Annotated in this window: 9 protein-coding genes; 4 read left to right on the top strand and 5 right to left on the bottom strand. The window is 63.4% G+C overall.

All coding sequences use genetic code 11. The features are described from left to right. The first annotated feature begins 17 nt into the window (after positions 1–17). The 3 genes from VGR99_RS15720 to VGR99_RS15710 all read left to right on the top strand — a co-directional run bounded on the left by VGR99_RS15720 (position 18) and on the right by VGR99_RS15710 (position 7,193). Complete coding sequence (locus tag VGR99_RS15720) at positions 18–1,274, top strand: hypothetical protein (RefSeq protein ID WP_326899457.1); 1,257 nt, start codon at positions 18–20, stop codon at positions 1,272–1,274. Between the two features lie 126 nt (positions 1,275–1,400). Then, positions 1,401–3,995, top strand: coding sequence for a hypothetical protein (locus VGR99_RS15715; protein ID WP_326899455.1), 2,595 nt, complete (start codon positions 1,401–1,403; stop codon positions 3,993–3,995). Positions 3,996–4,001: 6 nt separating this feature from the next. Continuing rightward, positions 4,002–7,193, top strand: a complete 3,192-nt coding sequence (locus VGR99_RS15710; protein ID WP_326899454.1) for a CHAT domain-containing protein — start codon at positions 4,002–4,004, stop codon at positions 7,191–7,193. Positions 7,194–7,206: 13 nt separating this feature from the next. Here VGR99_RS15710 and VGR99_RS15705 read toward each other — a convergent pair whose 3' ends face one another. After that, complete coding sequence (locus VGR99_RS15705) at positions 7,207–7,980, bottom strand: helix-turn-helix transcriptional regulator (RefSeq protein ID WP_326899452.1); 774 nt, start codon at positions 7,978–7,980, stop codon at positions 7,207–7,209. Between the two features lie 108 nt (positions 7,981–8,088). Between VGR99_RS15705 and VGR99_RS15700 the strand changes: the two genes are divergently transcribed. Beyond that, a complete protein-coding gene (locus tag VGR99_RS15700; RefSeq protein ID WP_326899450.1) occupies positions 8,089–9,168 on the top strand; it encodes a medium chain dehydrogenase/reductase family protein in 1,080 nt (359 codons plus the stop codon). Positions 9,169–9,264: 96 nt separating this feature from the next. On the opposite strand, the gene VGR99_RS15695 is transcribed toward VGR99_RS15700, so the two are convergent. Genes VGR99_RS15695 through VGR99_RS15680 form a run of 4 tightly spaced genes read right to left on the bottom strand, consistent with a single transcriptional unit; the run spans position 9,265 to position 14,023 of the window. Then, positions 9,265–10,095: an HNH endonuclease gene (locus tag VGR99_RS15695; RefSeq protein ID WP_326899448.1), complete on the bottom strand. Its 831-nt coding sequence runs from the start codon at positions 10,093–10,095 to the stop codon at positions 9,265–9,267. Beyond that, entirely contained in the window at positions 10,085–11,704 is a 1,620-nt protein-coding gene (locus VGR99_RS15690) for an ATP-binding protein (RefSeq protein WP_326899446.1), read from the bottom strand. The genes VGR99_RS15695 and VGR99_RS15690 overlap by 11 nt, the downstream gene beginning before the upstream one ends. A gap of 13 nt (positions 11,705–11,717) precedes the next feature. Then, a complete protein-coding gene (locus VGR99_RS15685; protein WP_326899444.1) occupies positions 11,718–12,143 on the bottom strand; it encodes an EcoRII N-terminal effector-binding domain-containing protein in 426 nt (141 codons plus the stop codon). Continuing rightward, positions 12,140–14,023 (bottom strand): DEAD/DEAH box helicase, encoded by a 1,884-nt coding sequence (locus VGR99_RS15680; RefSeq protein WP_326899442.1) that lies wholly within the window; start codon positions 14,021–14,023, stop codon positions 12,140–12,142. Before VGR99_RS15680 ends, VGR99_RS15685 begins: the two co-directional genes overlap by 4 nt. Positions 14,024–14,028: the final 5 nt, after the last annotated feature.

The following is a 14,028-nucleotide window of genomic DNA, read 5'->3' as shown; positions in this document are numbered from 1 at the left end:
TGCTCAGTCGATCGTTCATGCTTGCCCGCATCCTGCTTCTCGTTGCCTTGCTGTTGTCTCCCGTTGCAATGCATGCGGAAGGCACGACCGCCGAGCAAAACGGATTTGCATCCAGGCTGACGATCTACCTCGCCAAGGGCGCGCCTGACGCGTGCGGGCCGGGCTGCGACCGCTGGATCGCCATCGAGGGCCAGATCGATCAGGAGGCCGCGCCGCGCATTCGCCGCTTCCTCGCCGGCGTCAAGGACACGCAGCGTCCGATCTATTTTCATTCGCCCGGCGGCAATGTGGACCAGTCCTACGCGATCGGACGGCTGCTGCGCAGCCGCAAGGCGATCGCGCGCGTCGGCCGCACGATCGTGACGGCCTGCGCCACGGGCACGCAGGTGGACGCCGCCTGCCTGAAGCTGAAGAACGCCAGTGGCGAGGTCGAGGCCGAGCTCACCACCTATCATGCCATGTGCAACTCGGCCTGCGGCTTCCTGTTCATCGGGGCCACGTCTCGCGAGGTGGCTCCCGACGCCGCGCTGGCAGTGCATAATTCCAGACTGATCCTCCAGTTTCACGGGAATCCACCCCCGGCGGTGGTTGCGGAGGCCAGGCGGCGGCCCATCGCGAGCGGCCAGCGCGACCGCACGGCGTTCATTGCGGCGATGGGGATCAGCCGCGAGCTCGATGACCTCATCGGCACCGTGAAGTACGAGAGCCTGCACGTGCTGACGCGCGCCGAGCTCTATCGTTTCGGCATCGACACGCGGCCGCTCGCCGAAACCACCTGGAAGCTGGAGAAGGAAGCGCGCCCTTTCGTCCGCAAGTACGCGGTGATGAAAAAGGAGAATGACCCGTCGTTCCGCATGATGGAGTGGCGCCTGTCGTGCGAAAACAGGAAGCGTGTGCCATTGACGTTCGCCGGCGAGATCGACGAGGCGGTCACCGGCAAGAGCACGATCCAGATCGCGGCGGACGCCGAGGCGGACAAGCAGATCGGAGGATCCGCGCTGCGATCCGGCAAATATGAGATCTGGCGCGACAGCATCGATCCCGACATGATCAAGACGCTGCTGGCGTCCCGGGCCCTGCATGTCCGCCAAACCATGTTGATGCCCGACAACAAGACGGACACGACGAAATTCGACATCGACCTGACGGGCCTGGCGTCGGCGTGGACCCAGCTCAAATCATCCTGCGCCTTGTCGGCGCTCAACCCGATCAGCCCCTGGCCCGCCACGGTGCCGAATGTCGGTACAGCGCCTCCAGCCGCGCCGTCGCCATGAGCGCACACCCGTGCACAAGGGCACAATTCGATGGCCGGTGCGACCGGTTGACTGAGGGGGTTGCACTTCGCGCGCAACAGGCAATAGACTGACAACTCGCACGGAGATTGCGGGGGGAAGCCGCCGATGGGACGTCCGTTGCTCAGGCCCAAGATTCTTTTCGGCTGTATTTTGTTCTGTACCGAAATCATTGCTCTTCGCGCCGCTCATACGGCCGAAATCGCCATTCCAAGTGCAACGACCAATGCCGCAGGCGCCAAATCGCTCGCGCTGACCGTCGACCGCTCCAACTTTACCTGGCCAATCGTCGTTCGCCGCAATGACAGCGGAGACACTGCATTGCGGGTTCGGGTGGACTTCACATCGCTGCAATCCTCCTCGGCGCAAGTGGCGGACGCACTCCACCTCTCGCTGGATGGACGGGATGTCGCCGCGGCCGAATTCGACCTCGCCTCGCTCGATCAGAAAGAAGTTCGGCTGAGCGGGACGCTGCCGGTCGAGGGCGAATTCACCGGGCAGCTCGGCGTCATCGTCGACGGAAAACGCGTTCCGTACGAACTCAAGGTGACACGCCGAAAGCCGGAAAATCAGCCCAAGGCGCGACTGGTCGGCGCGACAACCGATGGCAAGCTGGCAATGACCAGCGACAAATCGGCCTTCGAATGGCCTCTCGTCATTCGCCGCGACGACGTGTTGGAGCAGGACATCGACATCACGCCGCGCATCTCGCTGATGTCCGGCCCCTCCGGCACCATCGTCGAGCCGAAGCTCCTGAAGGACGGCAACCCGCTGACCGGTGCGTTCAAGCTTCCCGCGCGCGGCCAGCAATCACTGACGTTGGCCGGCACTGCCGATCGGGAAGGACCTTATACCGGCGAGATTAGCTACGACATCAACGGCACAGGCACGACCGTGGTGCTGAACCTGACCCGCACGCACCCCGATCTCGATTTCAAGGTCGAACCAATCTCGAAGACATTCGCGACCACCGGCTCCCCGGTTACGCTGCAGCTGCGTTTGCTGAACAACAGCAGCACGACGCGGGAGATCTACCCGCCGGCCATCGTGCAGTTCGAGCGGACCGATACACTGGGATCGAGCCCGGTCCAGGTGGCGGCAGGCGACTACAAGCTCGCGTTCAGGCAGGACGACGGCAAGTCGTTGCAGTCGCTGAAGGCCAACGGCGACGCCGAGCTGACGATGGCCGCGACGATCACGGAGCTGGCGACCGCCGGCAATTACAAAGGCGTCATGCGGTTCACGGCTCCCGACCGCAAACCCGCAGACGTCGTCTTCGAGTTGAGCTTGCGACTCTGTTGGTTCTGGCCGGCCCTTGCCATTGCAGCAGGCGTCATCGTGTCCGCGCTTCTCCGCTACTATCAGAGCACGGGCCAACCGCGCCTTCAGGTTCAGCAGAGCGCCCTCGTGCTGCGCTCGGACCTGACCACGATGCTGCAGGCCGAGGGCCGGGATCTGAAGGACCGGGAGCAGCGAGCCCTCACTCACCTCATCGCGCAGATCGATAATGCGAGCGACAGGCTCGCCGACCCCGCCGCCAGAATCGATGCTGCGTCGGCGATCATCGACACCGTTCGCCGCAGGTCACCTCTGCTCGCTCCCTGGATCAGCAGCCGCCGCCGGCGGGATTCGTTGCGTGCCGAAATCGCGGATGCCCTCCCCAATACAGTCGAGCAGGCTCTGCGGGCGGCATTCAACGCACTGATGAATGATGGCGCTACCGATGCCAGCATCCAGACCGCCGTGGATGGGCTCAATCAAATGAATGCTGATATCGACGCCACGCTTCTGCAGAGTTTCGTCGCAGCAGCAGCGAAACTGCGGGAGGCCATTAACGAGTTCCCGGAGCCCGACCGGCCTCAGTTTGACCCGGTGGCGACCTCTATCGGGGAGATGATCCGTCAGGCCAATGGGTCCAATTTCGAGGAGGCCGAAAAGATCCTCGCACAGGCGCGTTCGAAGTTCGCCGCGATCGCTGCCGGCTTGCTGCGCGCAACTCTGACTGCGGCACAGCCTGCGGTCGGGTTTGAGGTCGCGGACTGGGCGGCATTCATCGCCGAGATCACGGGCCTCCTCGACAGTGTTGCTGCCGAGCCGGATCCGGAAAAGCGGGTGCAGCGCTGGACCGAGGCGAACCGCCGTTACCTTGGCGGTGTGATCCGGCACGCCAAGGCGCGTGTCGAGGAGCTGATCGCAGCAAACGTCGTGGGGACCGAGGAGGCGCTGGCGAACGCCCGCGAGAAACTCGTGGCGGCAGAGGCCGCCTTGACCGCGGATAAGCTTGGGACTGCCCGAACCAGATACCAGGAAGCCGTCGAAGCGGCCGCCCCGGCGCGCCCGCATCTTCGGGCGCAAGGCGTTCAAATGGGTAAAACGGCTGCCACCGATGCCGACGCGCCCAGATCGGGAGCCGACCTGCCGGACTCGATCATCGTGGAAGCGATCGCCAGCGTCTGGCCGCTGCCGCTGGGCCGCCGCGTTACGCTTGCGCAGGTGATGAACCGAAGGCGTCTTTACAGCGTGGGATTTGCCGTGGTTCTGCTGCTGATCGCCGTCGTAAGCGGCCTGCAACTGCTTTACCTCGCAAACCCGGCGTTCGGATATGTCGACCTTGTCGTTGCCTTCCTGTGGGGCGCCGGACTGCATGCGATCGCCGGGCAGACTTTTCAGGGGCTGACCGGCCTGGTCCAGCAACTGCGCTGAAGAGACATGGTCGATATCGGATATACCCGCCGCGACCATGTCGTCCGAATTTCTCGACAGGCGGACCGACGGCTTGTCGTCGAGCTCAGCGACGGCGTGCGGACGAGATTGCGGATCGTTCCGATCCGGCAGAGCGCGCGGGCCGGGGAAACGCCTTCGATTGCCGAGCTCGCATCCCTGCTGTTTGAAACCGCAGCAATTCGAACCGAACTGAGCCGCTGGAAGGAGACCTATCGCTCCAGCCTGGAGGCCCCTCCCGGCGGCGCCCGGTCGGAGCACCACCTCGAGCGCGTCTGCCTTCGAATTGACGACGAGCTGCTTGCCGGGCTTCCGATCGAACAAGCGCTCCGGCGTGCCCTGGGCGCGAAAAAACCCGGCGGCCCTCCGTTTCCACGCCTGATACCGCTACCGGCCCGCGTGGCTCAGGTTCCCTTCACGCTACCGATCCGCTTTCTGCAACTCGATCCACACCGCGATTTCCACCTTGGCCAGACGATCAAGAGCATATTCCCCTCGCACCTCCGCAAGCACCATTTCGCGTCAGTGATGCAGGTCCACGTGGGTTCGTCCGATAACTTTTCGCGGTGGACGCTACCTTCGGGGTGGCGAACCGTCGACGTCCTGCACCTCGATCGCCTGGCCCGTGACAAGGATCGTCTTCTGGTGATGTCGGCGCCGGAGGAAGTCGGCACGCTCGGCTGGCTCACACGTTGCGTCGAAGTCTGGCGCACCCGGCTGGTGGTCATCCGCTGCGACGTCTGTGCCGATATGCGCGCCCTGCGCCGTTTCGCTCATCGCCTGGCGGCACAAGGCGGACCGGCCGTCTGGCTGGTCGATGCGAAGACGCCTCACCTCCCGTCCAGATTGCGGAAGTTCTATAACCAGCTCGTTCACGACACCCCGATTGATCTTGCCGTTGCGATCGCCGCGCGATCGTCACCGAATCCGGCCAACGACACGCTGATCGTCGGCAGCGGGCGCGAGGAGCTTGTGCGCGTGTCGGCTCCAGGCCGTCGTATCTCGGAGATTGCCGGCCAACTCACCGACCCCGATCCGTCGGTAAGCGCGGAATCGGCAGGAAAGCTCTGGTCGTCGATCGCCGAAACCGGCCTCGATGTTGACCAGGTGACCGCAAACTTCGCGACGGCCGTGCGTGGGTTGACGGGAATTGCCAAGAGCTTTCCCACGCTGCGGTTTGACATCCACGAGGGTGATGGCCTGGTTCCGCTCGGCCGCACGATGGGCACCCTGCGGAGCCGCCTGCCCAAGGCCGCCGACCCGGCCAGAGACGTCAGGATCGTCCTGGATCGATCCGGCCCACGCTTCGTCAATCCCTCGCTCTGGCGGATCGACATTGCGACGGGCGAAAAGGAATCGATTCCGCAGTCCGCGCGTCTCCAGCGTGCCCAGCCGGTCATTTTCGGCGCGCAACTCGGTCCGCGCGACAGTTACGCCCCCGTGCTGGACGCCATCGCCATCGTCGAGGAGCCGTTCAAATGGTCGGAGGGTCAGGACGGCGTATGGCTCTCCGTGGGAGTGACGGGTATCGACTTTACGGTGATTGGCACTGCCATCCAGCAGGTGTGGCTGCCACGTCAAGGCGCAAGCGACCTGGTCGAATTCCTGGTCGAGCCGACAGCGGTCGGCGTCAGTCAACTGCGCTTCTGCGTCTACTTCGGCGCAGATCTCCTCCAGTCACACCGGCTCGCGGCTCTGGTCGTCGAAAATGTCTCGGAGGTCGAGGCAGGCGCAGCAGCAAGCTCATCTCTGGCCAAGGCACTCGGCGTTCCGGCAGAGCGCGTCGACAATTCCGGTTGGCTGGCCCGCATGGAATACGTCGCCGCAGCCGATCTCGCAGCTCCTCCCACCAACCGCGACGTGGCCCTCAGCGTGTTCGCCAACAATCTCGATGGCCGGCGGATCTTCACCGTGCGCGGATCGGAAGGCTTCGAGATTTCGGTGGCCGGCGACATCAGCAAGCGCGTCGAAGACGTCCGCAAGCAGCTTGACGCAATAAGCCGCGACAAATTCAAGCTCTATGCATTTCGCGAGCGTCCGGGCGTGCCTCGGCATTCCGGGACGCCGGACCAGCGCGACGCGGCGCTGCTGTCACTCGCCTTTATCGGCCGGATCTTGTTCGACGCGATCCTGAAGGAAGTGGACCAGGATCTCATCGCCGCCGATCTTGCGGGCGTGGGGCGCGTGATCCACGTCGCCCATTCCTTGCTGGAGAACGTGATCCCGTGGGCTGCGATCTATGACCGCCCGTATGACGCCAACCGCCAAACGGACGATGCCGGCCTGCCGGTGCTCCCCGCCGTCTGTCCGGCGGGCCTTCCGGACGCGAACGGGCAATTTGCGGCAGACACCTGCGGGACCCACCCGGATTGTCCGTTGTCGCCGCAGGGGAAGAAAGCGGCCACCGCCACTGGACGAGGCGTTACCGACGACACGATTGTCTGTCCTCGCCACTTCTGGGGCTTCCGTCACGTGATCGAGATTCCACCGTGGCAGCAGGATGATCCGGCCGCAGATGCGCCCGTCCCCGCGACGACGACCACCGTGAGCCGGTGGTCGGCGACGTCGGCAGGCAAGCCCGCGAGCCTGCTGCTCGGCTACAACGGCGCCCTGGCGACAGTCGATGCACACCGCACAGAGCTCGACGGTCTGGTCAAGCAGCAACATAAGGTTTCGGCAGTCTGGCGTGATACGAGGCTGCGCGACGAACTGCTCAAATACCTTCGGGAGGGGCGTGACGATTTTGTCTATCTGTTCTGTCACGCGCGTGGCGGAATGGCGGACCCGGAGATCAGCCCACCGGCGCTCGAATTTCAGGAGTCCGCGGCCAGCAAGCCTGTCTTCATCAACGCCGCCGATTTTCGCGGCGTGAAGCTGGCCAAGCACCCGCTTGTCTTCCTCAACGGCTGCAACACAGCCGCGTTCAGCCCCGATGCGCTCTCTCCTTTCATCCGCAAGCTGGTTCGGGATTGTGACGTCGCCGGCGTGATCGGAACGGAAATCCCGGTCTTCGAACTGTTGGCCGGCGAGATGGCGAGCCAGTTCCTGAGGCGGTTTCTGGACGGCCGGGAAGCCGGACAAGCCCTCCTCGCGAGCCGGCTGGACCTCCTTGCCCGCGGCAATCCACTCGGATTGGTGTACACTTTCTACGGGGCAGCCGAACTCACGCTGGTTCAGTGAGCCGGCCAACGCCCTAGACCGGCGTGTAGATCACGAGCTTCAGCGCGGGATCGTCATTGGCCTGAAAACTCGTGTGCTCGAACCGGAGCAGGCCCCTGGTCGGATGGTTCATGGTCTTGAGGCCGGACAAGGTGCTGCGGATCTCGTGCGCCTCCCACCATTTGACGAATTCCGGACTGCCCTGCCGCAGCCGCGCCAGCAATTCGGCAAAAGCGGGATCGCCGGCCCAGACGTCGTGCGTGGCGCGAAACATCGCGACCATGCTCTTGGCGACGTCGGCCCAGCCCGCTCCGTAGAATTTGCGCGTCTGCTTGTTGGTCAGGACCAGCAGCAGCGTGTTGCGGTCCTGCTCGGGCAGTTTGCCGAATCCGAAGATGTCCTCGGCCGCCGCGTTCCAGGCCAGCACGTCCCAGCGCCGCCCCGTGATGTAGGCCGGTTGCTGCAGGCTCTCCACCATCCGCCGGATCGGCGGCGGCACGGTCTCAGGCACAAAGGCGGTCCGCGTCCCGTCGCGTGCCAGCGCCTTCAGATGCGCGTGCTCGGTCTTGCTGAGGCGCAGCGCGCGGGCGAGCGCGTCGATGGTGGTGACCGAGGGGCTGACGGTGCGGCCCTGCTCGAGGCGGATGTACCAGTCGACCCCGATGCCGGCGAGTTGCGCGACCTCCTCCCGGCGCAGGCCCGCGGTGCGGCGCCGGCGGCCGGCGGGCAGGCCGACGGTCTTCGGCGTCAGCTTTTCGCGGCGGGACCGCAGGAAGTCGCCGAATTCGACGCGGCGCGGATCGGCCATGGCATTGCTCCCGCGATGGAGGGACTTGAGAATACTAGGATAATACCAGGTCTTCCTGGCCCTTCAAGGGCGGCGCATATCCACCTCACCCGACCTTGAGGTGAACACATGAAAGCTGCCGTACTCAAATCCCTGGGATCGCCGCTGGTGATCGAGAATGCCCCCGAACCGGTGCTCGGCACCGGCGAGGTCGTCGTCGATGTCGTCGCCACGCGCGTGCTGTCCTACATGAACGAGGTCTTCAGCGGGATGCGCAACTACGCGCTCGACCTGCCCATCATCCCCGGCCCCGGCGGCATCGGCCGGGTGCGCGCGATCGGCCCGGACGCGACCAAGCTCAGCGTCGGCGACTGGGTGTTCTGCGACCCCACGGTGCGCTCGCGCGACGACATCGTTGCGCCCGACATCGCGCTGCAGGGCCTTACGGCCGCCGGTCCCGGCGGCATGCGGCTGCAACAGCATTTTCGCCACGGCTCGTTCGCCGAGCAGATGCGCGTGCCGACCGAGAACGTCAAACGCCTCGGCACGATCACGTCCGAGGAGGCCACGCGATGGTGCGCGCTGGGCACGCTGCTGGGGCCCTATGGCGGCTTCCTCGCCGCGAACCTGCAGCCGGGTGAGACCGTGCTGGTGAGCGGAGCCACCGGCAATTTCGGCAGCGCCGCCGTCTCGGTCGCGCTGGCGATGGGGGCGGCCTGCGTGGTCACGCCCGGCCGCAACGAAAAAATCCTCGCCGACCTCGTCCGCCGCTTCGGCAGCCGCGTGAAGCCGGTCAGGCTCACTGGCAACGAGGATGACGACCGCGAGGCGATGAAACGCGCCGCATCGGGGCCGATCGACTGCGTGTTCGACATCATGCCGCCCTCGGTGAGCGCGACCGTCGTGCGCGCGGCGGTCATGACGGTGCGCGCCTATGGCCGCGCCGTGCTGATGGGCGGCGTCGGCATGGCCGGCGGCGCGGGCCTCGAGCTGCCCTACCCCTGGCTCATGCGCAACTGCATCAGCATCCACGGCGTCTGGATGTACCCGCCCGATGCCGCCAGCCGCCTGATCGCACTGGTGCGCGCCGGATTGCTGCGGCTGGAGGGGTACGAGACCACCGCCTTCGACCTCGACCACGCCAATGACGCCGTCGCACATGCCGCAGCCAATGGCGGTCCGTTCAGATTGACGGTGATCAGGCCGTAATTGGCCCTGATGTATACGCGCACCGCGCGCACGGCACCCGTCCGACCAAAGGGGCGCTCGCGCGCCTTGGGGAAGTAGGCAATTGCGCGTGCGCGGTCATCGCGTGAACAACATCTTCTTCAGCTCATCGACCGTAAACGGCGGGTCCCGTCGATGTGCGACTCGATGGCAGTTTGGACAAAGCGGCACGAGATCGGTCGCGGGATTGATGCGATAGTCGGGACCCAGCTTTGAGACCGGTATCAGGTGATGAACCTCAATAAGGCCTATGGCGGTTGGGCCATACCTGTCACCCAGATCGGAGCTACAGACTTGGCAGGCGCAACCATGGATAGCCAGCGCAGCCGCGCGATTCCGACGATCACGTTCGTAGCGATTTGCTTCGAATTGCACCTGTGCACCTTCAGAGAACCCACCGTGCAGGTTCTCTGTAGGAAGGTCGTCCTGCTCAAGCGGCAGCAACGCGACGATTGCGGCCGTGACCTGCTGGGTCCACGCGAAAATCTTCTCATTGTCTTGGTCACCGTTGCCAAGATCGAGCTGGCCGCGACGTACTGACAATTCGAGGCGCGACCATTCGCCGTCCCAGCCCGACGGATCGTCCGGCCTGGCCGGTCGACCGTTGATTTTCAGGTTGACGCTCGCGCCATCGCGAAGGCACCTGGCAAGCACGGCCGCGCAACTAGTGCGCGCGCCGGCATCCGCCAGTCCCATGTGGCGGACAAAGTCCCCGGCAAAGGAGCCGGGCACGAAGCTAACTTCCACGTTGCGCCAGCCGACAGCGGTCTGGATAGTGAATGTGTTCTGGACCGGCAGACCTGACGGATGAATCTGGAACGTATTGGCGCCGGTCAGACGCCGTCCGTCGAATGGCAATCCGCAGCTGTCCGAGATCAGCCGCGCAAGCGCTCCGGCCTCAAGCGGCATTCTCGTTCAGCTCCGGATCGGGCAGACCTTCAACCAGCTTCGAGAGGATCTTCGACAGCTCAAACCGCATGTCCTTGAAGTGGTCTGCGACCTCATCGTGGTATGCGGTCAGCTCCGCCACGGCCAAGGCCCACATGAGCGAGTCCATGCCCTGAACGAGAACGCTCTTGTTCAGGTTGGGGACGTAGACCTTGGCGTAATAGGGGTGTGAGCTGTTGATGTGAACCGCGCGGTGTCCCTGTATCAGACCCGGCTCGAAAAGCAGGCCGCTGTCGATGCTGTCGACCGTCTTGACGTAGACCTCGCCCGGCTTCGCGGCGGGTCCCATCGGCAGTCTGATTTTGAAGGTACCGTGCGGATTCTGCACCAGACATTCGCCAGTGTTCGGATCAACAACGTTGACCTTCGCACCCCCGGCCGCAGCCTCGCGCTCCTTGATGGTCTTGTTTGACGCGTCGTGCGCGCCCTGTGCAGCCTTCGAGATATCCTTCTTCTGGCCCTCACGATAGCGCTGGTTGGCCATGCGCCGTGGCGCGGTCAGGAATTGCCCGCCGAGCCAGTCCCAGAGCTGTTCGTTAAGGCCGATCTGGCTTTTCTTTATGTCGAGATGAAATACCTCGTCAAGCCGGTGGTCAAAGGAGAACTCGACGCGGAGCAATGTGCTGTGCGGCTCCTTCTGGTAGATGCCAAGCCAGTCGGCGTCCTTGATCAGGCGGTTCTCGCGGTAGATGTAAATACCCTGATTGTCCGACGATAGCTCTGCTTCCTTTGCGAGCTCGATCGTTGGAAAATCCTCGCGACGGGGAAGGATGTACGCCTTCACCGTGAACGAGGCATCTTTGCCGCTCGGCAGCTCGACGGGGACTTCCTGCTCGGCTGCAAGTTCGGCCAAGTCAGGCACAAAAGGATTCCACGCTTTGATGGCAGTCCCGTTGAGCTTTACGTTCACAGTCCGCGCGCGCGTGTCCTTCGGGTCGAGAAACCGCTGAAAGACCATCGCGAGATGGCGGCGCAGTTGATCCTCTTTCTGCTTCAGAGCCTTCTGCGCAGGCTTGCCGCCGGCATCCGCGTAGTCCTTCAGGAGACGGTCGACCTTTTGCCAGACAACGACCGTACCCGACGAATCCTTGGCCACTTCATCCAGATGGTCGGTAATCTCGTCATCGACGTTTTCGCTAAGCAGAACTTCCCATTTGCCGCTGTTGGCAACGTGGTCAAGATCCCACGTTGCTGCCAGCACGGGGTCTTTTGCTGCCGCCCGGGAGGCGACTGTCAGCATGCGGCAGAACGCAGTCGAAGCGGTCTTCAGACCGAGGCCATACTTGCCGAGACTCGCCGGGTTGGGACGAAGCCTCGCGCCGTAGGTCATGGCGTTTAGAAGGTCGGACCGGTTCATGCCGCAACCATCATCTGCCAGCGACAGGGTGATGTTGCCGCGAAGGTCCATATCGATGCGAAGGTCGATATCGGTCGCGTCTGCGGCGATCGAGTTGTCGAGTACGTCCGCCACTGCGGTGTTGAATTCATATCCCGTATCGCGGAGACCCATGATCATCCGCTTCGGATCCGGAGGAAGGATGATGCCTTCTTCCTTTTTGGTTCCTGCCACGTGCGTGCTCCCTTTATAGATCAATAACCTTCCACCCGAGGGCGAGCCGTAGCACGCCTCCCGGTTTCCATTCCGCCTGGTTCTTGCGGTGGTGCCCTATCGAAAAATGGTCGCGCTCGGAGCGCTTCAATATGATCTCGTCACCGGGCTTGAGATTATGCCGATGGAAGTAAGGTGTCATCCGGGTCAGGCGATACTCGTTTCGCGTACCGCGCCCGTGAATCCTGTTGTTGTAATAGATGAAGGCAAATTCCCAACGCTCGCCGGCCTCGTCCGCGAAGAAGAGGTGAACCCGCGGATTGTATTCTTGCGGATCGAGGTGCGGAAAAAACGAGACGACACCTGAAGTCTTCTGAATCAAGATACCCGCCTGGTGAGCCCCGGTTTCACCGGCGTCGTTCGCGCTGAGAATCTTGGAAATTTGGCCTGGTCGCTTCATTTCGTCGGCGACCTCTCGGCCAGCGGCGAGCGCTGCAGCGCGGCGAGGATATCGGTGTAGTCATCGGACTCACCCCGGACCCCGACTACGGCGGTCTCTGAAAGGGTCCGCTTTCTTGCCAGCCGGTCATCAACCACTTCTTCCACCGTCCCCCCGCAAAACAGTCTATGCACCGTAACCGGGCGGGTCTGTCCCCGTCGGTAAGCCCGGGCGGAAGCCTGGTCCTCAAGGGCAGGATTCCACTCCAGCGTGTAGTGTATCACATGGTTCGCGGCGGTGATATTCAGCCCGGCGCCCCCGGCCCTAGGATTAAGGACCAGGAGGGCCGGACCGGACTCCGCGGAAAAGCGGTCAATCACGGGCTGCCGGTCGTCGATCGGAACCCGGCCGTCGATGTACCCGGTAAACACCCGAAACCGCTTCGCGATATCCGCAACCACCATATCGGTCATTTCAGTGTAGGCGGTGAAAAGAATAGCCTTCTCGCCGCCCTGGAAGATTTCCTCAAGGATGTCGACAAGCCGCGCGTATTTGGAGAAGCTGGCAGGGTCGCCCGTGCGTGCCGTGCCGGCGACCAGCCACGGATGGCTACAGAACATGCGCAGTCGGGTCAGGGCGACCAGCGTTGCCGAGGCACCAAACTGTGCAGCGATGTCCTCGCGCATGGCTTCGTAGGTCTTCGCCTCGTCTTCCTCCAGCTCGATCGCCTGCGGGATGTCGATGCGTTCGGGTAGATCCTTCGCGACCTCCGACACCCGGCGCCGCAGCATGATCGGCGACGCTAGCCGCTCTAGGCTAATGGCACCATCGAGGTCGTCCTCGAAACGCTTCTGGAATTCACCGGCAGTGCCGAAGTAGCCGGGCAGAACGAGATCAGTGATGGACCAGAGGTCAGTCAGCCTGTTCTCGACCGGTGTGCCGGTCACGGCAATGGCCGAGCTGCGGCGCAATCTCTTTACTGACCGCGCCCGGAGGGAGTCGCTGTTCTTGACGTACTGCGCCTCGTCGCATACCAGCATCGACCAGCTGATCATCATGAACAGGGAATTGTCGCGAACGACAGTGTCGTACGAGGTAATCACGACATCAACCTGCTTCAGGTCGGCCGGGCGGCCGGTACGGTCGGGACCATGGTGTTTTAACGTGCGAATCTGCGGCGTGAACTTCCTGAACTCGCGCGCCCAGTTTTCCAGAAGAGAGCCGGGCGCCACGATCAGCACGGGCTCCTCACGCGGCTTCGGCGGGTCGGCGATGGCGCCAATGACCTGGAGGGTTTTGCCGAGCCCCATTTCGTCGGCAAGGATGCCACCCAGACCTTCGGCTGCAATAAATCGGCACCACCGCCAGCCGTCGAGCTGGTAAGGGTACAGCGTGGCATTGACGTTCTGCGGTTTCGCATCCGACGGTGTCAGGAAAGAAAGCGCGCCCAGCGGACGCGTGTCGCCTTCGGGCTCGACACCGGCTTGGCGCATGGCCAGATACATCTGTAGCGAGACACGCTCGCCGGGGTGTGCCTTGTTCTTCACAAGGAGCTGGCGGATTTCCGCCGCTGACGAGCCATCGAGCGGGTACCAGCAGTCGTCGCTTACAAAGTGGCCGGCGTCGAGCGCCGCGGCGTCGGGAATCGTGACCGTTTTACCGCGGTGCGTACCGTTCAGGAGCAGCAGCTCCATGCCATTCTGCTCTTTCAGCGAAAGCCCGAGCTGCAGGGGATATTTTGAGAACCGCAGATTCTCGACCGCGCTCTCATCCACCGGTTCCGGGACGAAACCACGGTCGCCTTCTCCGAAATACCGGAAGATATCTTCGGCCGAGGGAATCCGCTCACCCTCGGGTGAATGCATGCGAAGAATACCATCGCGCACAAACCAGCTGTACATGCTGC

Source organism: Bradyrhizobium sp., from assembly GCF_035935975.1.
Lineage (GTDB): Bacteria > Pseudomonadota > Alphaproteobacteria > Rhizobiales > Xanthobacteraceae > Bradyrhizobium.
This window is presented reverse-complemented; position numbering and strand designations above follow the sequence as displayed.